20 protein-coding genes are annotated in these 22323 nt (G+C 60.3%); 12 read left to right on the top strand and 8 right to left on the bottom strand.

What is annotated here, in order from left to right; translation table 11 throughout:
* Positions 1-347: 347 nt before the first annotated feature.
* Positions 348-1271, bottom strand: coding sequence for a LysR family transcriptional regulator (locus U4Y90_RS12140; RefSeq protein WP_321794817.1), 924 nt, complete (start codon positions 1269-1271; stop codon positions 348-350).
* Positions 1272-1424: 153 nt separating this feature from the next.
* Here U4Y90_RS12140 and U4Y90_RS12145 point away from each other — a divergent pair, with 153 nt between their 5' ends.
* The 5 genes from U4Y90_RS12145 to U4Y90_RS12165 are packed head-to-tail and all read left to right on the top strand — an operon-like array spanning position 1425 to position 6887.
* Complete coding sequence (locus tag U4Y90_RS12145) at positions 1425-2600, top strand: L-rhamnonate dehydratase (RefSeq protein ID WP_321794818.1); 1176 nt, start codon at positions 1425-1427, stop codon at positions 2598-2600.
* Positions 2601-2656: 56 nt separating this feature from the next.
* Complete coding sequence (locus tag U4Y90_RS12150) at positions 2657-3955, top strand: MFS transporter (protein WP_321794819.1); 1299 nt, start codon at positions 2657-2659, stop codon at positions 3953-3955.
* A 25-nt stretch (positions 3956-3980) separates the two neighbouring features.
* On the top strand, positions 3981-4982 hold the full coding sequence (locus U4Y90_RS12155; RefSeq protein ID WP_321794820.1) for a 4-hydroxythreonine-4-phosphate dehydrogenase PdxA: 1002 nt from the start codon (positions 3981-3983) through the stop codon (positions 4980-4982).
* Positions 4983-4986: 4 nt separating this feature from the next.
* Positions 4987-5943, top strand: a complete 957-nt coding sequence (locus tag U4Y90_RS12160; RefSeq protein WP_321794821.1) for an amidohydrolase family protein — start codon at positions 4987-4989, stop codon at positions 5941-5943.
* Between the two features lie 23 nt (positions 5944-5966).
* On the top strand, positions 5967-6887 hold the full coding sequence (locus tag U4Y90_RS12165) for a dihydrodipicolinate synthase family protein (RefSeq protein ID WP_321794822.1): 921 nt from the start codon (positions 5967-5969) through the stop codon (positions 6885-6887).
* On the opposite strand, the gene U4Y90_RS12170 is transcribed toward U4Y90_RS12165, so the two are convergent.
* Positions 6888-7799, bottom strand: a complete 912-nt coding sequence (locus U4Y90_RS12170; RefSeq protein ID WP_321794823.1) for a LysR family transcriptional regulator — start codon at positions 7797-7799, stop codon at positions 6888-6890. It abuts the gene before it with no gap.
* Between the two features lie 94 nt (positions 7800-7893).
* Between U4Y90_RS12170 and U4Y90_RS12175 the strand changes: the two genes are divergently transcribed.
* Complete coding sequence (locus U4Y90_RS12175) at positions 7894-8994, top strand: NADH:flavin oxidoreductase/NADH oxidase (protein ID WP_321794824.1); 1101 nt, start codon at positions 7894-7896, stop codon at positions 8992-8994.
* Positions 8995-9058: 64 nt separating this feature from the next.
* Here the strand turns inward: U4Y90_RS12175 and U4Y90_RS12180 are convergent, their stop codons facing one another.
* Genes U4Y90_RS12180 through U4Y90_RS12200 form a run of 5 tightly spaced genes read right to left on the bottom strand, consistent with a single transcriptional unit; the run spans position 9059 to position 14152 of the window.
* Positions 9059-9745: a substrate-binding domain-containing protein gene (locus tag U4Y90_RS12180; RefSeq protein WP_321794825.1), complete on the bottom strand. Its 687-nt coding sequence runs from the start codon at positions 9743-9745 to the stop codon at positions 9059-9061.
* 5 nt (positions 9746-9750) lie between these two features.
* Positions 9751-10434, bottom strand: coding sequence for a 4-carboxy-4-hydroxy-2-oxoadipate aldolase/oxaloacetate decarboxylase (ligK, locus tag U4Y90_RS12185; protein WP_321794826.1), 684 nt, complete (start codon positions 10432-10434; stop codon positions 9751-9753).
* A gap of 1 nt (position 10435) precedes the next feature.
* Positions 10436-11461: an amidohydrolase family protein gene (locus U4Y90_RS12190; protein ID WP_321794827.1), complete on the bottom strand. Its 1026-nt coding sequence runs from the start codon at positions 11459-11461 to the stop codon at positions 10436-10438.
* Between the two features lie 15 nt (positions 11462-11476).
* A complete protein-coding gene (locus U4Y90_RS12195) occupies positions 11477-12826 on the bottom strand; it encodes an aromatic acid/H+ symport family MFS transporter (protein ID WP_321794828.1) in 1350 nt (449 codons plus the stop codon).
* A gap of 24 nt (positions 12827-12850) precedes the next feature.
* Positions 12851-14152: a gallate dioxygenase gene (locus U4Y90_RS12200; RefSeq protein WP_321794829.1), complete on the bottom strand. Its 1302-nt coding sequence runs from the start codon at positions 14150-14152 to the stop codon at positions 12851-12853.
* A gap of 976 nt (positions 14153-15128) precedes the next feature.
* On the opposite strand from U4Y90_RS12200, the gene U4Y90_RS12205 reads away from it, so the two are divergent.
* From U4Y90_RS12205 to U4Y90_RS12220, 4 genes are read left to right on the top strand one after another with little or no spacing between them, the layout of a single operon-like run.
* Positions 15129-15695 carry a hypothetical protein gene (locus tag U4Y90_RS12205; protein WP_321794830.1) on the top strand — a complete coding sequence of 189 codons (567 nt, stop codon included), beginning with the start codon at positions 15129-15131 and terminating at the stop codon, positions 15693-15695.
* Positions 15692-17071 (top strand): 7-cyano-7-deazaguanine synthase, encoded by a 1380-nt coding sequence (locus U4Y90_RS12210; protein ID WP_321794831.1) that lies wholly within the window; start codon positions 15692-15694, stop codon positions 17069-17071. Before U4Y90_RS12205 ends, U4Y90_RS12210 begins: the two co-directional genes overlap by 4 nt.
* A complete protein-coding gene (locus tag U4Y90_RS12215) occupies positions 17068-18240 on the top strand; it encodes an XRE family transcriptional regulator (protein ID WP_321794832.1) in 1173 nt (390 codons plus the stop codon). Before U4Y90_RS12210 ends, U4Y90_RS12215 begins: the two co-directional genes overlap by 4 nt.
* Complete coding sequence (locus U4Y90_RS12220) at positions 18215-18835, top strand: hypothetical protein (protein WP_321794833.1); 621 nt, start codon at positions 18215-18217, stop codon at positions 18833-18835. The genes U4Y90_RS12215 and U4Y90_RS12220 overlap by 26 nt, the downstream gene beginning before the upstream one ends.
* A gap of 57 nt (positions 18836-18892) precedes the next feature.
* On the opposite strand, the gene U4Y90_RS12225 is transcribed toward U4Y90_RS12220, so the two are convergent.
* Entirely contained in the window at positions 18893-20002 is a 1110-nt protein-coding gene (locus U4Y90_RS12225) for an FRG domain-containing protein (RefSeq protein WP_321794834.1), read from the bottom strand.
* A 158-nt stretch (positions 20003-20160) separates the two neighbouring features.
* On the opposite strand from U4Y90_RS12225, the gene U4Y90_RS12230 reads away from it, so the two are divergent.
* The gene (locus U4Y90_RS12230) at positions 20161-20352 is read left to right on the top strand and encodes a hypothetical protein (RefSeq protein WP_321794835.1); all 192 of its coding nucleotides are present in this window, start codon (positions 20161-20163) and stop codon (positions 20350-20352) included.
* Positions 20353-21083: 731 nt separating this feature from the next.
* Positions 21084-22211, top strand: coding sequence for a restriction endonuclease (locus U4Y90_RS12235; protein WP_321794836.1), 1128 nt, complete (start codon positions 21084-21086; stop codon positions 22209-22211).
* Positions 22212-22323 lie beyond the last annotated feature (112 nt).

Below are 22323 nucleotides of genomic sequence, written 5' to 3' on the forward strand. Positions count from 1 at the left end.
TGTTAGCAAAGAAGCACGCGCCGACCCGATTTACCGGTCGGCCGCGAAGCGGGCCGGAGCAGTCTTGTGCTGTACCAGTTGTTTGTGTGGTGCGATGGAACGGACCGTGCGCGATCCAAGCTGTGTTCTGCTTGTGAGGGCACTCGCTATTGGCGGACCATTAGGCCAATCGCCTGTGCCGGGGCCGGTGTGAAGTACTTTGGATGGGGAGAGCTGCTTTCTTTGGTTACTTTCTTTGCAGCAGCAAAGAAAGTGACTGCCGCCCCGCACAGGGGCAGTGCTAATAGACCACTAAAAAATCGGGATCCGACGAAATCAAAACCCCAAAACCCCAAAACCCCAAAACCTCAAGCCCTTCGAATAGCCTCGATCACCAACTGCGTCGCCGGACTAATCCTCCTGTTCTTCCTGAGAATCAAACCATAAGGCGCGAGCCGCCCCCGCAACGGCGTAGCCAAAGAAGCAATCGTCTCGAGCGCCGAGTAGTAATCGGCAACGGAACTAGGCAATACGGCGAGCATGTCCGAATCCCGCAATAGCGATAACGTCGTGAGAATCGAAGACGTCTCCACGGTGCTCACCGGCGGCGCCACCCGCGATTCACGAAACGTCTGATCGATGATCTGCCGCATCGGGCTCGGATGCGGCTGCACGATCCACGGATACTTCGCGAGATCCGCGAGCTTCGGCTTGCCCGCCATCCCGACAGCCGGATGATCCGGCCGCGCGACAATCGCCAGCGCCTCTTCCGACAAGGTCTCGAACGTCAGATCGAGTGCCGGAAAGCCATAAGGAATGCGCCCCACTACGATATCCAGCTGATCCTGCTGCAACGCCTGCACCAGCACATCGCTGGTATCGATCTGCACGCCGATCTGCAAGCGCGGATGCGCTTCCTTCAACTGCACGATCACCTTCGTCAGCAAATCGGGCGCGGGCGCCATCACCGCGCCGATCCGCACCTTGCCGATATCCCCCGCCTCGATCGCCGCCAGCTCCTCGCGCAATTCATCGAGATCCTCGAACACGACGCGCGCATAGCGCATCACCGCCTCGCCGTAGATCGTCGGCTCCATGCCGCGCGCATGGCGCACGAACAACGCCGCGCCGATCGTGTCCTCCAGTTCCTTCAACGCCTTGGTCGCGGCAGGCTGGGTCATCGCGAGTTCGTCGGCGGCGCTTCTGAGCGATTCGGTTTCCGAGAGCGCCATCATCAGTTGCAGATGACGCAGGCGCAGGCGTTTGCGGATGGTCGTTGCGGGCGCGATCATGCGAGCGATAACTCCAGGAAATAGCCTGATTCAAATAATTCAATAGTCAGTTATCGCGGAGTTTCGCACACTAGCGCTACCCGAAATAGCCGCGCAAACCCTCCCATCGTGCTGATCGCGCGGCTTCACACGAACCTCACGGAGACACCGAAGATGAAGATCAAGCATGTCCGCGCACGCGTTTTCGAATGGAAAGGCAAGGTCGTGCCGCCGCAATCGCACTTCTGCACGAATGCCGTCGATATCCTCTACGAACGCGGCGATGCAATGGGCTCGTTCCGCTTTCACGGCTGGCTCGTCGTCGAAATCGAATGCGACGACGGCACGGTCGGAATCGGCAATTGCGCGCTCGCACCGCGCGTCGCGAAACAGATCGTCGACGAATATCTCGCGCCCATCGCCATCGGCGAAGATCCGTTCGATCACGAATACATCTGGCAGAAGATGTATCGCCGCACGCACGCGTGGGGCCGCAAGGGCATCGGCATGGCGGCGATCTCGGCAATGGACATCGCGCTGTGGGACATCATGGGCAAAGCCGTGAAGAAGCCGGTATTCAAGCTGCTCGGCGGCCGCACGAAAGAAAAGATCTGGTGCTATGCATCGAAGCTCTATAACAACGACGATCGCGACGCCTTCCTCGCCGAAGCGCAAGGTTATCTCGAGCAGGGTTTCACCGCGATGAAGATGCGCTTCGGCTACGGTCCGAAAGACGGTCCCAAGGGCATGGCGAAGAATCTCGAGCAAGTGCGGCTGTTGCGCGAGCTCGTCGGCGATGAAGTCGACATCATGCTCGAATGTTATATGGGCTGGACGCTCGAATATGCGCGCCGCATGCTGCCGCGCCTTGCCGAATTCAATCCGCGCTGGCTTGAGGAACCCGTGATCGGCGACGACGTCGAGGGCTATCAGGAACTGAAGAAGATGAACATCGTGCCGATCTCCGGCGGCGAGCACGAATTCACGAGTTATGGCTTCAAGGATCTGCTGGAGCGCCGCGCCGTCGATGTCATTCAATACGACACGAACCGCGTGGGCGGCATCACCGCGGCGCGCAAGATCAACGCAATGGCCGAAGCATGGTCCGTACCGGTGATCCCGCACGCGGGCCAGATGCATAACTATCACCTGACGATGTCGAGCACCGCGAGCCCGATGTCCGAGTTCTTCCCGGTGTTCGATGTGGAAGTGGGCAACGAACTCTTCTATTACATCTTCGACGGCGAGCCGCAGCCCGAGAACGGCTATCTGCAACTCTCCGACGAAACGCCGGGCCTCGGCATCACGCTGTCCGACAAGCATCTGAGCGACTTCGACATCATCGAGTGACGTCACGATCGCGGGCCCATGCAGCCCCCATGCGACGAGACAGAAAGGAGACAGACATGGAGAGCAGGATCGAAGCACACGCGGCGCGCGACGCCGCTTCGTCCGGACACGCGACGAGCGTGCGCTGGCGCATCTTCGGCGTGGTGTTTCTCATCACGCTGATCAACCTCGTGGATCGCATCTCGCTTTCCATCGCGATGCCGACCATCGCGAAGGAGTTCACGCTTTCCCCCGCGATGCAGGGGCTCGTGCTGTCGAGCTTCTTCTGGTCGTATGCGCTTCTGCAGATTCCGGGCGGCTGGCTCATCGACAAGCTCGGGCCGCGCAAGGTCGTCGCGGGCGCGACGGTCCTGTGGGGCCTGTTCCAGACGTTGATGGGCGCGGCCACCGGCGGCATGTCGATCCTCTTCCTGCGCGTGGGTCTCGGCGGCGCGGAAGCACCGCTCTTTCCGGCGGGCAGCAAGCTCAATGCGTTGTGGCTCTCGCGCAAGGAACGTGCGCGCGGCGCGGTGCTGATGGATGCGGGCTCGCCGCTAGGCGCGGCGATCGGCGGCCTCGCGATCTCGAACCTGATACTCATGTTCGGCTCGTGGCGCACCGCGTTCGTCGTCGCCGGGCTTGCCACCATCGCGTGCGGATGGCTCGCGTGGCGCTATCTGCGCGACGATCCCGCGAAGCATCCCGGCGTGAACGGCGCGGAACTCGCGCATATCCACGACGGCGCGCCGCCCGTGCCGAATGCGGCGCGCGCAAGCCACGACGATGCACCGCTGCCGCTGCGCTCGACCATCGCGATGTGCGTCGGCCGCATGAGCTGGGCGATGATCTTCTTCGGCTTGCTCACGTGGGGGCCGAGCTATCTGACGCAGGCGCGCGGCCTGAGCCTTTCGCAGATCGGCGCGGCGACCTTCTTCATCTTTCTCGCAGGCGCGCTCGGCTCGCTCTCGGGCGGCTTCCTGTGCGACGCGCTCTGCGCGATGAACCTGTCGCGCGGTAAAGTCGTGAAGACGATGATCGCGGTCTCGGGCATCGCCACGCTCGGCGTGTTCGCCGCTCTGCCGATGATTTCATCGCCCGTCGTCGCGGTCGCGGTGCTGTGCGGCGCGTCGTTCCTGCTGATGTGGGGCAGCCTGTACTGGAGCCTGCCTTCGCTGCTCGCAAGCCCGGGGCGCGTCGGCCTGCTCGGTGCGTGCATGAACTGCGCGGGCAGCGTCGGCGGCATTTCGATTCCGCTCATCACCGGCTTCATTCTTCAGCGCACCGGTTCCTTCGACGCGGTACTGCATTTTTACGGCGCGTGTGCGCTGGTGTATATCTTCGGTTCGATCGCCATCGATCTGCGCCGCACCCGCTAACAACCGATCAACAGACCCTACGAACATGAAACCTCGCATCGCAGTGCTTCTCGGCGACCCCGCCGGCATCGGTCCCGAACTGATCGCGCGTCTCATCGCGAAGCCCGAGAATCGCGCGCGCGCCGACCTGCTCGTCATCGGCGACAGGCGCGAGCTCGACAAAGGCATGGAGATCGCGCAGCAACGCTTCGAATATCGCGTGGTCGACAGTGAAGCCGCCGCCGCGCGCGATACCGACGTGCCTTCGCTCATCGACTTCCGCCTTTCCGACGACGCGCCCTACGAGCGCGCCGTATCGACGGAACGCGGCGGCCGCTACAGCCTCGAAGCATTCAAGCAGGCACTCGCGATGACACAGGCGAACCGCACGCAAGCAATGCTCTTCGCGCCCGTCAACAAGACCTCGCTGCACATGGCCGGCATGGAGACGAACGACGAGATGGAATGGTTCGCGCGTCAGCTCGACTATAGCGGCGCGTTCTGCGAATTCAATGTGCTCGACGAACTGTGGACTTCCCGCGTGACCTCGCATATCGCGTTGAAGGACGTGAGCGCGAAGCTCACGCCGGAGCGCATCGTCGGCGCGGTGCAACTCATTCACGATGGACTGAAGCGTGCAGGCATCGACAGCCCGCGCATTGCGGTATGCGGTTTCAATCCGCACAACGGCGATAACGGTGCGTTCGGCCGCGAGGAAATCGACGTGATCGCACCGGCTGTCGAGCAAGCGCGCGCGCAAGGTTACGACGCGCAAGGGCCCTTCCCCGCCGACACGATCTTCGTGCGCGCACGCGATCAGAAGGTCTTCGACGGCGTCGTCACGATGTATCACGACCAGGGGCAGATCGCGATGAAGCTCATGGGCTTCTGGCGCGGCGTCACGGTGCATGGCGGCCTGCCCGTGCCGATCACGACGCCCGCGCACGGCACCGCGTTCGATATCCACGGCCAGGGACGCGCCGATGTCGGCGCCACGCAAAAGGCGTTCGACATCGCCGTGCGCATGGCGCAAGACCGCGTGAGCTGACGCCATGATGCAAGAACGCATCGAAGCCTTGCGCGAACGCTTTCTGGAAAGCGGCGACGACGCGGATCTGCCCATCGTCGACGCGCATCATCACTTCTGGGACGTCGCGCGAAATTATCATCCGTGGCTGCGCGATCTGCCGCGCATCGCGTTTCGCTACGGCGATTACGCACCCATCTGCAGGAACTTCCTGCCCGACGATTACTTCGCGCAGGCGGGCAATCATCGCATCGTGAAGACGGTGATGATGGAAGGCGAATGGGACCCGCGCGACGTGCTCGGCGAAGCGCGCTGGGCCACGGCGCTGCACGAGCGCACCGGCTTGCCGAACGCGATGGCCGCGCAAATATGGCTCGATCGCGAAGATGTCGCCGACGTGATCGACGCCTATCGCGAGATGCCGCTCGTGCGCAGCGTGCGCCACAAGCCGAAGACCGTGCCGCGCGCGGAACATCGCGCGGACTTCGCGGCGTCCGGTTCGATGCGTTGCGCCCGCTGGCGGCGCGGTTATGCGTTGCTCGCGCAAAGCGGCCTGATGTTCGAGCTGCAGGCGCCCTGGTGGCACTTCGGAGAAGCCGCGGAACTGGCCCGCGATTTTCCGCAGATGAAAATCATCGTGAACCATACGGGCCTGCCCGCCGATCGCAGCGACGAAGCGCTCGCCGCGTGGCGCGCCGCACTCGACGCACTCGCGCAATGGCCCAATGTATGGCTCAAGATCTCCGGCATCGGCGAAGCGGGCGTAAGCTGGAGCGTCGGGCGCAATGGGCGCATCGTGCGCGATGCGATCGACAGCTTCGGCGTCGCGCGATGCCTGTTTGCAAGTAACTTTCCGGTCGATAGCCTCGTCGTCACGCTCGATGAATTGTTCACGGGTTTCAAGAACATCGTCGCGCAACGCACGCGCGAAGAACGCCTCGCGCTCTTTTTCGACAATGCGAGCGCGCTGTACCGGATCTAGACCTGTCAAGGAGACACACATCAATGGCTGCAACCGTTTATCGCGGCGTATTTCCCGTCGCCCCGACCATCTTCGACGATCAGGGCCGCCTCGATCTCGAAGGCCAGAAGCGCGCGATCGATTTCATGATCGATGCGGGTTCGAACGGCGTTTGCATACTCGCGAACTTCTCGGAGCAGTTCGCGCTATCCGACGCGGAGCGCGACACCGTGCAACGCACCGTGCTCGAACATGTGGCGGGCCGCGTGCCGGTGATCGTCACGACCACGCACTTCAGCTCGCGCGTCTGCGCCGAACGCAGCCGCGCCGCGCAGGACGCGGGCGCGGCAATGGTCATGATCATGCCGCCGTATCACGGCGCGACGATTCGCGTCGGCGAGCGCGGCATTCACGAGTTCTACCGCGAGGTGTCGAATGCGATCGACATTCCGATCATGATTCAGGATGCGCCCGTCGCCGGCACGCCGCTGTCCGCGTCGTTTCTAGCGAAGCTCGCGCGCGATGTCGAGCACGTGTCCTACTTCAAGATCGAAACGGCGCAGGCTGCATCGAAGCTGCGCGAGCTGATCGAACTCGGCGGCGATGCGATCGTCGGCCCGTGGGATGGCGAAGAGGCGATCACGCTGATACCCGACTTCGATGCGGGCGCGACCGGCGCGATGACGGGCGGCGGCTATCCGGACGGCATCCGCAAGATCGTCGACGCCTACTTCGCGGGCGATACCGACAAAGCCGTCGGGTTGTATCAGGAATGGCTTCCGCTCATCAACTACGAGAACCGGCAATGCGGACTCGCGGCGTGCAAGACGCTGATGAAGGAAGGCGGCGTGATTCGTTCGGATGCGGTGCGCCATCCGCTCGCGCCGATGCATCCCGCCGTCCGCGAAGGGCTGCTGAAAGTGGCGCGCAAGCTCGATCCGCTCGTGCTGCGCTGGGGCCATTGACTAACGCCGACGCTTCTTCTTCGAATCGGCCTTCATCACGGGAACGCCCACGCGTTCCCGCAAATACTCCACGGCTCGCGCGCAACGCGCGGGCAGCGGCCATTCCGCGCGCCGGATGAGCCATAGCGTATCGACCACGGGCGCACCGCACTCGACAACGCCGATCGCCTCCGGCTTGCCGAACGCGATGCGCGCATAACGCGGTATCACCGTGAAGCCGAGTCCGCGCGCGACGAACTCCAGTATGAGGCTGATCTGGTTGCTGAAGCCTTGCCGCCGCAAACTGCCGACGCCCGGATTGCCCGGAAAACGCCGGCTCAGCAAGCGGCTCGCCGTCATGTGCGCCTCCGGATAGTCGATGAAGCCGAGCCGTTCCAGATCGCTCCATTCATGCACGTCTTCATTCGCGGGCACGACCAGTTCGAGCGGCTCTTCGATGAACTTGCTCGCGGCGAGACGCGGATCGTCGGGTTTCAACGCGACGATGCCGAGATCGTAGCGGCTCTCCAGCACGGCTTCGAGCACTTCCGAATCCGGCGCGAAGCGATGACGCATCTTCCATTCGGGACGCCGCTGCTGCAGATCGAGCAATAGCGGAAACAGCACGAGACCGATGCTGCCCGGCGTGATGAGGCCGATCTCGCCGTCTTCGTCTTCGCTATCGGACAAGCGCGACGCGAGGCGCTTGCTCGCCAGTTCCATCTCGTCGCAATAGTCGATCAGCGCCCTGCCCGCCGGCGTGAGTTCGATGCCGCGCGGACGGCGGATCACGAGCAGGCCGAGCTCGTCTTCGAGATGACGAAGATGCTGGCTCACGGCCGCCTGCGTGAGATCGAGCCGCTCGGCGGCGCGCGTGAAGTTGCCGAGATCGACGAGCGCGAGGAAGGTGCGCAGCCATTGCGGATTGAGCATCACAAAATTTTATCGAATCGATAATCTGCAGATAGTTTTCATTATGACACTGAACGGTTAATCTGAACGCCTTCATCGATTCAGAGAACCTCAGATGTCAGCACTTTTCACTCCGTTCAAACTGAAGGACGTCACGCTGCGCAACCGCATCGCCATTCCGCCGATGTGCCAGTACAGCGCCATCGACGGCTTCGTCAACGACTGGCACCTCAGCCATTACGCGAGCCTTGCGCGCGGCGGCGCGGGCCTCGTGATCGTCGAGGCGACGGGCGTGTCGCCGGAAGGCCGCATCACGCCGGGCTGCACGGGCCTATGGGACGACGCGCATATCGAAGGCATGAAGAATATCGCGGCGGCGATCAAGGCGGCGGGCGCGGTGCCCGGCATCCAGATCGCGCATGCGGGGCGCAAGGCGAGCGCGAATCGTCCGTGGGAAGGCGACGATCACATCGCGCCCGACGACGCGCGCGGCTGGGACACGCTCGCGCCATCGGCGGTCGCGTTCGGCGGCGGCTTGCCGAAGGTGCCCAGGGCCATGACGCTCGACGATATCGAGCGCGTGAAGGCGGACTTCGCGGCGGCCGCACGCCGTGCGCTCGAAGCGGGTTTCGAATGGCTGGAGCTGCACTTCGCGCACGGCTATCTCGCGCAGAGCTTCTTCTCGGTCGATGCGAACCAGCGCGACGACCGGTACGGCGGCGATCTCGCGGGACGCAGCCGCTTCCTCGTCGAAACGTTTGATGCGGTGCGTGAAGTGTGGCCGCACAATCTGCCGCTGACGGCGCGCTTCGGCGTCATCGAGTACGACGGCCGCGATGAAGTCACGCTAAAGGAATCGATCGAACTGACGAAGACCCTGCGTCGCAAGGGACTCGATCTGATGAGCGTGAGCGTCGGCTTCTCGACGCCCGATGCGCGCATTCCGTGGGGACCGGCTTTCCTCGGTCCGATCGCGGAACGTGTGCGCCGTGAGGCGGAGATTCCCGTTGCGTCGGCATGGGGCTTCGATTCGCCGCCGAATGCGCAGCACGCTGTCGCGTCGGGTCAGCTCGATCTCGTGATGATCGGCCGCGCGCATCTTTCGAATCCGCACTGGCCGTATCAGGCGGCGAAGCAATTGAACGTCGAGAAGCCGTCGTGGGCTTTGCCCGCGCCGTACGCGCATTGGCTCGAACGCTATGCGGTTGCCGAATGAGCTCGTCGTGAAATGACGATGCGCGCAACGGCTGCGTGAACCGTTGCGAGCGTTCTGACAGTGCCTATCGAACCGGCTCCATGCCGTGTTCGATCTTCGCGCCATCGGTGGCGCTCGAATCGAGAAACGCGAGGAACGCGCGGGCTAGCTGCGGCGCATTCGCCTTCGCCCCCATCGCGCCTTCGAACACCGTCAGCGTTTGAATCTCGGGCGGCAACATGCCGAGCACGTCGATGCCTTCGACTCCGATCATCTCGCTCAACTGCTGAAAGCCCAGCTCGACTTCGCCACGCGCGATGAGCGTGCCCACGGCGACACCCGGCGGCGCTTGCACGATGCGCGATGCGATCCGCTCCGCAATGCCCCAGCGCTCGAACAAACGCGTCAGATAGACGCCGCTCGGCCCCGTCGAGTAACCGATGCTGCGCGCCGCGAGCACGGCTTCGCGCACGGCGCTTTCATCGTCGATGGAAGGATGCGGCGCGCCCGCGCGCACCGCGACCGCGACGCCCGAGCGCGCGATGCCCACGCGGCTCGCTGCGTCGACGTGCCCCGATGCCGCGAGCCGGTCGATCGCGTCCGACGCGAGCACGACGATATCGAACGCCTCACCGTCTTCGATGCGCCTGAGCGCCGCGACGCCACCCACCGATTCCATCTCGACATGCTGTCCGTACTGCGCTTCGAATGTCGAGGCGAGCGCGTCGAGCACGTTGCGCGTCGCCATCGAAGAGATGCCAGTGATGCGCATGAGCGTCAGTCGATATAGCGCAGGCCCGCTTTTTCCAGCGGTTCGCGCATCTTGTACATGTCGAGGCCGAGCACGCCGCTCGCGAGCTTCGCGCGCTTCTCTTCTTCGAGCGCCTCGCGTGCGATCGCCTTGTCGAGCACCTGTTGCGCCGATGCGGATGGCACGACCACGACGCCATCGTCATCCGCGACGATCACATCGCCCGGCGTCACCCACGCGCCCGCGCACACGACGGGAATGTTCACCGAGCCGAGCGTCGCCTTCACCGTGCCCTTCGCGGAGACCGCGCGGCTCCATACGGGAAAGTTCATCTCCGTGAGCACGCGCACGTCGCGCACGCCGCCGTCGATGATGAGCGCACGCGCCCCGCGCGCCTTGAAGCTCGTCGCGAGCAAATCGCCGAAGAAGCCGTCGGTGTTGTCCGTCGTGCATGCGGCCACGACGATGTCGCCCGGCCTGATCTGCTCCGCCGCGACGTGCATCATCCAGTTGTCGCCCGGCTGCAGCAGCACGGTCACGGCCGTGCCGCTCGTCTGCGCGCCGGTGTAGATCGGCCGCATGTAAGTCTTCATCAGGCCGACACGGCCCATTGCTTCGTGCACGGTCGCCGAGCCGAGCGCGCCGAGCTTCCCGGCGGCATCCGCGTTCGCGCGATCGATGTTGCGATACACCACACCCAGTTCGTACATATCAACGTCCTTTCGCTTTGAGCGCCGCATCGAGGCGCGGATACACGCGGCGCGCGTTGCCTTCGTAAATCTTGTAGCGCGCTTCGGGCTCGATGCTCGCAGCGTCGACATAGCGCTTCGTGTCGTCGAAATAATGCCCCGTTTCAGGATCGATGCCACGTACCGCGCCGATCATTTCGCTTGCGAACAGAATGTTGTCGACGGGGATCACGCGCGTCAGCAGATCGATGCCCGGCTGATGATAGACGCACGTATCGAAGAACACGTTGTTCAGCAAATGATCCTTCAGCAAAGGCTTTTTCAGCTCCTGAGCCAGGCCGCGAAAACGTCCCCAGTGATACGGAACCGCGCCGCCGCCGTGCGGAATCACGAACTTGAGCGTCGGGAAATCGCGGAACAGATCGGACGTGAGGCACTGCATGAACGCGGTCGTGTCGGCATTCAGGTAATGCGCGCCCGTCGTATGAAAACAGGCGTTGCAACTCGTGCTCACGTGAATCATCGCGGGGATGTCGTACTCGACCATCTTCTCGTAGACCGGATACCACGAGCGGTCCGAGAGCGGCGGGCTCGTCCAGTGCCCGCCCGACGGATCCGGATTCAGGTTGATCGCGACATTGCCGTATTGCTCGACGCATTTCACGAGTTCGGGAATGCACGTCGATACATCGACGCCGGGACTTTGCGGCAGCATCGCCGCCGGAATGAAGCTATCGGGAAAGAGCTCGCTCACGCGATAACACAGCTCGTTGCAGATCGCGGCCCACGTGCTCGAGACTTCGAAGTCGCCGATGTGATGCGCCATGAAGCTCGCGCGCGGACTGAACACCGTGAGATCGAGGCCGCGCTCGCGCATCAGGCGCAGTTGATTGCTTTCGATCGATTCGCGCAGTTCATCGTCGCTGATATGCAACTCCGACGCGGCCGGCATCTCCGAAGGATTGCCGATGCCGGCGATCTGGCGGTTGCGCCACGCTTCGAGCGCTTTCGGCGCGGTCGTGTAGTGGCCGTGAATGTCGATGATCATCCGTTACTCCAGGTACTAGTGTGCTGCTGTCGTTTGTGCGTGCGCTTCGTCGGCGTGCGTGCGCTGGGCGACGAGAATCGCGATGGCGGCGAGCGTCGCGGGCACGGCGAGCATCGCGAGAATCGCGCCGAACTCCCAGCCGAGGCCGAGCAAAGCGCCGCCGAATGCGGAGCCGAAGATGCTGCCGAAGCGGCCCATGCCGAGCATCCAACTCACGCCGGTTGCACGCGCGACGGTCGGATAACGTCCCGGCGCGAACGCGTTGAGACCCGTTTGCGCGCCGCTCATGCAGAAGCCCGCTGCAAACACGAGCGCCGCGAGCGACGACGACAACGCGCCGATCCATGCAAGCCCGAGCACGCATACCGCGCCGCCGAGATACGCCGCGCTGATGACGGGCGCGGGTCGTGCCTTGTCCATGATCCATCCGACGATGATCGCGCCGACAGTGCCGCCGATCTGGAACATCGCGGTGACGTTCGCCGCCGCCGAGACCGTGAGGCCCGCGTCCTTCATCAGCGTCGGCAGCCAGCCGGTCAGCAGATAGATCACGAGCAGGCCCATGAAATACGTGATCCACAGCGCCGCGGTCATCAGACCATAGCCTTGCGAGAACAATACGCCGATGGGCTTCTTCGTCGGCAGCGGCGGCTCGTTCGACACGAAGGTCTCGCTGCCGTCGAACCGTGCGCCGCACACGCGGCCGAGCACCTTGCCGATGCGTTCGGAGGTGGCGCCACGCACCGCGAGCAAACGCGCCGATTCGGGCAGCAGCCAGATTTGCAGCGGAATCAGCGCGAGCGGCAACGCGCCGCCGAAGATCAGCACCGAGCGCCAGCCGTGCATCGGGATCAGCCAGCCCGCGACGAAGCCGATCAGCGCGGAGCCGAGATTGAAGCCCGTGAACATGATCGTGATGAGCAGCGCGCGCTTGCGTTGCGGCGCGTACTCGGACAGCAGCGTCGTCGTGTTGGGCATCGCGGCGCCGAGGCCGATGCCCGTCAGCACGCGCAGCAATGCCATGCTCGACGGCGAGGTCGTGAACGCGGTCGCGATCGTGAACACGCCGAAAAGAAACACCGAGGTGATCAGCACCCACTTGCGTCCGATGCGATCCGATGCCGGTCCCGCCGCCAATGCGCCGATCACGAGACCGATCGGCGCCGCGCTCATCACGAGACCGAACGCGGGCCGCGAGATATGCCAGTCCGCGATGATCGAAGGCGCGACGAAGCCCATGATCGCGACGTCCATGCCGTCTGCCATCACGATGAGAAAGCACAGCGCGACCAGCAGCCACTGGTAGGCGGAAATCGGGCGTTCGTCGATGAAGCCCTTGATGTCGATGGTTTTACCGCTTTGCATGTTTGTCTCCTGTCCCCTTCGTATTCAGTTCTTGGTTTTTTCCGCTTTGTCCCAGTCGAGCTTGCCCGAGCCCTTGCCCGCAACGGAATACAACGCGCCCGGCGCATTGCGCGTCTTTTGAAATTCTTCGAGCGTTTCGCCACGCATCGCGGCATAGATATGCAGATTCGATACGCCCGTCACCGCGCCGAGTTTTTCCAGCATGAAGAAGATCACGCCGTAATGCAGCAGGCCGCGCCAGTCGCGCCGGCGAATGAGATCGCGCTCTTGTTCGGAGAGTCCCGCCGCTTCGAAGCTCGCTTCCTCGTTCTCCTTGAACGCCTCGCGATGCGCCGGCTCGACCATGCGATGCAGATAGTCGTTGATGCGATAGGCACGCACGGCGGTTTCGATCGAGAACGGATAGGTGCCTTCGAGCTTTTCGACATCGGCGAGCTGAACGGCCATCTTCTGACGATGACGCTCGACGATCGCGGGCTTGGTCTCGCTGTCCTCGCCTTCGTAGATCGCCGTGGCGATACCCGCCATCGACGGCAGGTAATAGCTGCGATGCTTGCACACGACATTCGACGACAACGCGCCGCGCATCGTCAGCCACATGATCACTTCGGCGCCTTCGTAGCCGCCGAGCGCCGCATATTCGGCGATGGTCATGTCCGCGAGTTGCTCGGGATCGCGCTCGAAGAGATCGAGAAAGCGCGCATCCCATTGCGTGTTGTTGAAGCCGGAGCGCTCGCCATGCACCTGATGCGAGAGCCCGCCCGTTGCGAGAATCGCGACCTTGAGGTCTTCCGGATAACTTTCGATCGCGCGGCGCAGCGCCTGCCCCAGCTTGTAGAAGCGGCGCGCGCTCGGCACCGGCAATTGCAGCACGCCCATTTGCAGCGGCACGAGCTTGATCGGCCACTCGGGCTTGTGCGGGCACAGCATCGAAAGCGGCGAGAAGCAGCCGTGATCGAGCGCCTTGTTCTGGAAGAACGACATGTCGAATTCATCGGTCATCAGCGATGTGCCGATGTGCGCGGCGAGCGCCGGATGACCCTTGACCGGCGGCAGGTCGCGCGCGCCGCCGCCTTCGTCGGCCACGCGCCATTCCGGACCGACACCCAGCGCGAAGGCCGAATAGTGATCGAAAAAGAACGATGTGACGTGATCGTTGTAGATCGTGACGACGACATCGGGCTGCTTTTCCGCGAGCCAGTTCGCGAGCGGCGCGAAGTTCTCGAAGATCGGCGCCCAGACGGGATCGTCGCGCTTGTTCTTGTCGAACGCGAAACCGATGGTCGGCGTGTGCGAGGCGGCGATGCCTCCGATGATCCGTGCCATGTGCGCTACTCCTTCAGAATGCTTGGCCGAGCGGGCTTGCTTTAGGGAAACTGAAGCCGAAGGGTAGCGAGGAAGGGCGCGGAATCGGTACTACGCGTTAACCAGTACCTTTCCTTTTTGGATGGGGTTTCGGCAGCGCGAAAGGCCGCCGGGCGTGGCATTCGGCGGGGTGAGCGAGCGCCGCGTCGCCCATATCCCGATAAACAAAACTGATGGCTCGTGAAGCAGGACGCAAAGTTGGCCGATTCGGCTGGTTCTTTGCAAATAAACCCTGGTCTGTCGCAAATAAAGCTGATCTGCCCTTTTCGCACAAACAAACTTGTTCTGGGATGTCCCGCCGTTCCCACCGGTTTCAAACAAAACTGGTCTCGCTGCGGTAAGTCCTTGTCTTTGTGCGAATTTCCCCCGCGAAAGACGATAGTGCAACTCTGAGGCATGTGACGTGGCACGCCGCTTCCTCCGAGCAACTAGGCGCTTAGCCAGAAGACCCACGGTGCCAGCAGGTGGATGACTCAGCAAAATCAATGACTTGCCGAAAACTAGCACAAACAAATCTGGCTTGGACGTTCGCGTTTGCAATTGAAACCTGGTGCAAGCGGATGACTACCGTTCCTGTCACCCGGCCGCACAAACATGCTACGCAAGCCGATCAGCTTGCCGGCTGTCGTAGGGGCAGAACCGCAGCTTCCAGCGAGAGAAAAAACTAGAGATGCCTACCTGTTAGTCGATCTGTAGCGGCTGTGCAGCCGACACGGTTCACTGAAAGACTTGGCGCAGCCCCGCCACCCCAAAAGCTACCGATCGAGCGACGCAGGGATCCATCTGTTCGCTCTGGTCTCAGGCGACGGAATGTAGCGCGACACGCGAAATCGCGGTGCCCCTCCCTGTTGAAGCGCCTCACTTGGTGGAAAAGAGGCCCACATCAATTTGACAATGTCGACTTTTCATTGTCTAATGCTGACAAGGAGGCGTTGACATGAGCGATGGTCCACATAGAAGTCTGCCCTTGAGACGCGCTTGGAAAGAGCTTGCCAAGCGCGGGGATGAATCTACCTATGATGCAACCTCGGTGGCTGAGGCTGCAAAGGACGCACTCGCAAGCGATTTCAGGAAAGAAGTGAAATACGCGGTCATTAAGGCGCTGAAAGACGTGTTCAGCGGCGTCGACAACTCCTTAGGCCTTCCAGAGCTCGCGCTGGAACAGCTCGAGCATGCACGCACTCTAGCAGCCGGATCGGTCTTCGGTCTGAACGCTGTGGCATGGGGCATACATCTTGTGCATGAAGGACGTCTGGACGAGTCTGCGTTTCACGAAGCATTGGGCTTCGCTGCGAAAGACCGTGGTTTCGCCAACGCGCGTTCGATGGAGGAGCATTACGTCCGAAAATCTACCGAGCTAAGGGCGAAGAATGTTGCCTTCCGAGTCAATGCCGCAGTCGCGGAGCTACCTGAGCGCCAGCTTGGCTTGGCATTGCTAGCGCCAAAGCCCAGCAAATTCTCCTTGAAGAAATCCGGCCTTAGCGACGGGGTGCCCTTGAGATGAACGCAGATCCGTCGTTTATCACACTCAAATCTTTGACGGTCGACCTCGTCGAGCCGGGTCAAAGACCGCGCCGCGGCGCCCTTGCGTGCCGCCTTGGGCGCAACATCAGCTTTGATACCGCGATACTGGAGACCTTCTCGTCCACCAACTGGCGGCCCGTTGTTTACGATGCGCTTGTCGTCGCAGCGGCGGTCGAATTCTGTGACCGAAGTCTCTCGCGTAGCGCCTTAAATTGGGGACGGCGTTTTGACGTTCATGTTCCTGTTCATGATCCTGCTCGCTGGATGGACGCTCAAGTTACGCGCTCGCTGGTAGGCGCGCTGAACTTTCTGACTGGGGATGAGTGGCACTTCCATTTTCGAGCGCGTAAAGCAAAAGCAGAGTTACCGCCCCAGAGCCGGATGGAGTTCCCCACAGATGCAGCGGCTGTCATGGCGTACAGCGAAGGGATGGACTCTCGGGCGGTGTATGGACTCGAGCACCAGCGACTCGGAGCCCAACTGGTGCGAGTGCGAGTAGGCACCAAGTGGCACGACGTGCCCAAGAAGAAGAGCCTCGTTGCCCCCTTCGCTGCTCTGCCCTATGAAGTCAAACTTGACGAGGACAACGCCGAGAACAGTGCCAGAAGTCGTGGGTTCAAGTTTGCGTTGATATCCGCAGTGGCTGCGTATCTGATCAATGCACCGACCGCAATCGTGCCAGAGAGCGGCCAAGGTGCGCTTGCGCCGGCACTCCTTCCGGTAGGCCAGGGGTATGCTGACTTCCGAAACCACCCCGACTTTACTGCGTTGATGCAAAAATTTGTATCTGCCCTCTTCGGACATCGACTGACCTACACCTTTCCGCGGATTTGGTCGACCAAGGGGGAAACGTTGCGGGAATACGTCGATTTAGCGGGCGAACAGGCGGCCTGGCTTAATACCCGTTCCTGCTGGCAAAACGCAAGGCAGGTCTCAGTGTCGAAATCACGACGGCAGTGCGGTGTGTGTGCAGCCTGCATACTGCGCCGACTCAGCGTCCATGCTGCAGGACTGTCAGAGCCTCCTGAGCAATACGTCTGGGAGAGCCTTGCTGCGGCCACGTTTGAAGCAGGCGCAGCGAATGGGTTTACACAGGTAACCAAGGCATTACGGGAATACGCCATCGCCGGGGTGCTTCATTTTAAGCATCTGGCGCAGATTCGGGACTCGTCTAGCTACGGCATGGTCAGACGACGTGTGACTATGGATCTGTCGCGCTCCCTTTCTCAACCTGCTGATGAGGTGGGCCAAAAGCTGGACCGGCTCCTTGAGCAACACGCCAAGGAATGGTCGGCATTCACGAACGACCTAGGTTCTCAATCGTTCGTCAAGAAATGGATGGATATCGCCTCATGACTAAGTCAACTCACGAACTCAGTCCCATAGAGTTGGGAGAAAGGCTAAAAATAGCCCGGGAATCCGCCAATGTCACGCAGGACGCCGGCGCAAAAGCCGCTGGTGTGGCGCGCACGACTCTTGTCGCAATTGAAAAGGGACAGCGTGCTGCTCGCGTCGATGAAATACAAGCGCTTTGCCACCATTATGGCATTTCGGTCAACTCGTTGCTCCGACGTGAGGCTGTTCATATCGACCTCATCCCGCGCTTTCGGTCGCTCCCTGATGCTGCCAGTACGGGGATCCAGCAAGCGGCGCGCACATTGAATGACCTCGTACGCTCCGAAGTTGAGCTGGAGGATGTGCTTGGGGTGCAACGGCTCAGAAACTATCCTGCAGAAAAAACAATACTTCCTGGCGACGTTCGCGCTCAAGCTGAGAACGACGCTCAGAACTTGCGAAACTGGTTAGGCCTGGGCGAAGGTCCGATACAAGACCTCTTCGCGCTGATGGAACTGCAACTCGGAATTCGTGTATATGGTCGCAAACTCGCGTCGGCAGTGTCCGGATTGTTCGCGTACGATGACGCCGTCGGTGGCTGCATATTGATAAATTCAAGCCATCGCAGAGACCGTCAGGCACAAACCGCTGCACATGAACTGGGACATTTCATTGGCACCCGGCGCCAGCCCGAGGTTTACCAGGACGAAATCCATGATAATTCGCGGGAAGAGCGCTATGCCAATGCTTTTGGTCGTGCATTCCTGACACCAGCGCGCGCGACGATGGAAAAGTTCAAAGAATTGACCACTGGCGCGACTCACCTGACCCGCCGGCACGTCATTCTGCTCGCCCACTTTTTTGGCGTGTCCCGCCAAGCGATGGTGCTGCGGCTTGAGGAACTCGAGCTAACGCAAAAGGGAACATGGGATTGGTTTGCAGACAACGGCGGAATCACTGATGAGCAAGTACGCCAAGTTCTTGGTATCAGCGAACGTGAGTCCAGTACCGATGACGCGCGCTCGTCCAGACTCTTTCTGCTGGCAATTGATGCGTGGAAAAAAGACCTGATAAGCGAAGGGCAAATGGCCGAGATGCTCAAGCTCGGACGACATCAAGTTCGCGAGCTGCTTGACGAGGCTGCGGCGGAAGAGGACGAGGCGGATGACTTTTTCAAGCTGCATCACTGAAGGGGATTCACAAATCGTGCTCGACACGAGTGTGGTCATCAACCTGCTGGCCACGGGCCGCGCAAGCCAGATTTTGCAATCGCTCGAGATCCCTACCCTCATCACCGAGAATGTTGAACAAGAACTGAGGAACGGTTCACTCAGCGAACGGCCTGAAATGGACGAGCTGCTCGCTTTGCTAGATTCCGAAACTCTACGCGTTGCAACACTCGATGGGCAAGCGTCCGCTGTATTTTTTGACTTAGTTGGAGGCACCGTCGCTGAATCGCTGGACGACGGTGAAGCAGCGACCCTCGCTTTTGCTCTTCATCACAATCTGTCTGCCGCGATCGATGAGAAAAAGGCGACTCGTATTGCAACTGAGCGTTACCCATCGCTTCGCCTTATCACTACAGTCGACATCTTCGCATTCGGGCCCGTGAAGAAACACTTGAGCGACGATGACCTGAAGAATGCAATCTTTCGGGCATTGTCTCTTGCAAGAATGCAGGTAAGAGAGCCGCAGTTCGACTGGATTGCAGAAACCATCGGCTCGGAGAAAGTCCAATTGTGTTCTACGCTTAAACGTCTTGCCAAACGGCGATCGATCGCTTAAGCCTACGAATGCAGCGAATCGCAGTCGGTGTAAGGCGCTAAATTCACCGACGCTTTTTCACGGGAAGAGACGCTCCCTAAGTTCCTCGCAAGCGCCGTCCAAGCCGGGAAACAAGGCGCCGGCGGTAATCCCCATCGTACTAAGCTCCTGCATGACCATTGTGCGGTCTGCCGCGGGCAAGTCGATCACCGAGAGGTAGCGGGTCCCGTTGCTTCTCTCGACCGAACGGATATAGTCTTCCACGTCGTCGACGTTAGTCAGCCCTGAGAGCGCCTGCTGGGGAATCATGCGCTCATTCTCGATTGCGATGAACTCGAGAAGCGAAAAATGCGGCCGCGCCGGCGCCGCCTTGGGGATTTGGATCAAATCGTTCGTCCACTTCTGCCGGTCAAACTGATAGATGCGAACTCGAGAACCCGCGTCGGCTGGAGAAAGCTGCTTCGGCACCTTCTGGTAGGCGAAGAACGCTGCCACGTACGGCGAGTAAGTCCAGTCAAGCAACGGCGTTGGGAAGCCATGGTGCTGCGCGAGGTGCAGGAAGGCACCATTCTCGTCGCTATCGCGCCGATTGAAGGTATGGCGCGTACGTGCGCTCAAATGACGATGAAGCAGCGTCATGTCCTCATTGTTATATTTCCAAAGATCCGCACGGCCGGTTCGATGAAAGTGGGTTCGCAGGCGCCAGCGCTTTGCCTGGCCCCGGAAAACGAACCGGCGGAACTCGAGGCATGCCACGTGAGCTTTGAACTGCGCCCACTCCATCGGTGTCTCCACGTACTCCGACGCTCGTTCTGCATTGCTTTTATACAGAAATGCGCGCCCATGAGCCCCGAGGTTTGAATCCCAAACGGCAACCATTCTGTCCTGCGTCCATCGTAAAGTTGTCTGCGCTAGCGTAGCGAAGGACAATTGAGGGAATCTGTGCGCCAGCGCATCCCACGTCGTCGGGTTACCAGTAGATGGATCGATCGGGAGGATTTTCGCGACGGCCCGTGCAGGATTGTCGCCCTTTGGTACCTCAAAGTAGGCAATTGCGCTGGGCATGTTCGTGTCACGAGAAAACAGATAAACGCGCCCGCCAAACGTCTTCCCGAGGTCATCGACCTCGACCGTAGCAGATCCGCTCCAGCCGGTTGCGTGAAACCGCCCGAGCCATTGTCCGCGCATGATTGCCCCTTGCTTTATTGTCGAGCGGAAAGCTTACGCCATCTCGTCCGCTGTAGGTATCCCTGCTGCGACTCAACGGTGAGAAGCGTCAGAGGTCGACAGCTATGCGTGTTCTGTCCGACGCCCGTGGCACAAAAATCGAACTGCAGTAGTCACCCTTGAAGGCAGCACGTATTTCCGAAGGTATCCCGAAGGCAGACAAGGCCAAGATAAGGCGTCGGCACGGACTGGCCCATGCGTTTGAACGTGTCAGGGACGATTATCGCTTCACCGTCAAATTAACTAATTCAAAGCGCGCCTCTACTGAAAAGTCGCTTGTGGCGCACTCTTGGATGCAGGCCAAGAACTGAGCGTCGCCACCCTCTGCGGCTTTCACAATTCAACTACGGAGCTGCCTTAGTGCGAGAAGTACATGAACATCGAAAAGAAGAAAGCCAAAACGATGACAATCGACCAAAACTTCTGCGCGGCCGGACTCGTTTGCTTAATCGCTTCAGCAAGGTGACTCTTTCTTTGACGTCTTCTGCGTGCCATCATGGAAACTTCGTAGTAAAAACTCGATTCTAAGGCATACAGCCTGAAAGTACGCGTATTCAGTAATCGACTCGTTATCCCCGCACAACGCCTCGGCCATACAGCGCTTTCGCAACGGCTCGCTCCCCCTCTCGCTCCCGTTTCTTCACCTATAAGCACCGTCCGCTGCTCGGTTGTGCGGACTCAGTTTAGATACAATGTGCGCGCGAACCTCTTCGCATGCGCATCGGCCTAACTGGCTCGGACAATCCATAAGAGACACTCTGTCCACATCCTAAAGTCTGCGGCGCTTTTGCCGTTAACCGATATGCCACAGCACCGCAAGCATTCCGTGCCGCAGCGCTATGTCGCTTCAACGCGGCGCAAGATGCCAGCACTAGGCGACGAGCGATGCGTACTGACAAAGATGCTGGATGCATCGTCGCTTTGCCAAGACCAGGCGATTCCTCATCACCGTTCGCATACTTGAGGATGGAGACGCACCGTGATCTACAAATGCACTTTCTGCAGCAAGACATCGTTCGAAACCAAGTGCCCGTGGTGTGCCATGGTCACGACTTCCGAAACCGAAAAATCAACACTGCAATCAGTTCAGGTACCGCTGGACCCGTCCTTCTATCCCGAATTTCAGTACCAAACCAAGGGTTTCCTGAAGGATTTGCTAGGAAAGAAGAAAGAACAGGCGCAGCTCAACGACTTGCTTCGCGCGGTCCTGCAGAAGTATTCGGAACTCAAAAAGCCTTACTTTGCCAATTTCTTCCATACCATTAACCATGAGCAAGCACAGTCGAACGACGCGTCCACGCCCGGCGCGCGGCTCAATGGTTCGTATTCGAATCGTGAACTATTCCGAGAAGTCCTGATTCGCAAGGGGTTTCGCGAACTCGAAGAACTTCCGCATCTACTCGAAAAGCTGTTGCTGACCACCGGATTTAATGCCGCATATCTCGGATTCTCGAACGAGATTTCGCGAAATATGAACGATTCTTCTTTGACGGAACTGCTTCATTCGTGGATTGCAGAGGCGGGAACAAGCTTCAGAGATGACCTCAGCCTCTTTTTCTACTTTTTGTGGGACAACGATATTCGCCACCCCGAAATTCAGTATGCCGGTGAGGCTGCTGCAAATTTCGGTACGCCATTGCTTCCTTGGGAGACCCTCCAAAACTGGTTGCGCAAATGCGAGGTCATACACTTTGACATTCTGGTCGAGCGCCTGGCTACGAAGCTGGAACATTTCGACCCGTCACGGTTCGTCACGATGTACCACGTTGACGCAATGAATGGATACGATTTCGAGTCTTTCCTTGGGGAACTGTTCCGCACCGCGGGGTACGACGTAGAAGGAATGAAGCTGAGCGGCGATCAAGGCGCCGACCTGTTTGTCAGCAGGTTCGGCAAGAAAATTGTCATCCAAGCAAAAAACTACTCAGGCAGCGTAGGAAACGCTGCGGTGCAAGAGGCTATCTCTGCGAAGAGCTTCTACGCCTGTGACGAAGCTATGGTGGTCACCAACTCGTACTTCACGCGATCTGCTATCGAACTCGCCGGCGCCGCAGCGGTACGACTAGTCAGCCGCCGCGATTTGCAGACCTACCTCGACGATTACAACCAACGAATTATCGAGCAATATCAGCTGGATGGAAACAATGTGTTGAGTCCAGACCCGACCTAAAGTTCGCCGTCCGACAAGGCAGACAGAGGCTTGGTCATGTGCCTCGATGTTTTCATGCCGCGCTTCAGCGTAGATTCGATAAAGCCGCTCCCTTTAAATTCAGCGAAGACCT

Source organism: Caballeronia sp. J97, assembly GCF_905220305.1.
Classification (GTDB): Bacteria; Pseudomonadota; Gammaproteobacteria; order Burkholderiales; family Burkholderiaceae; genus Caballeronia.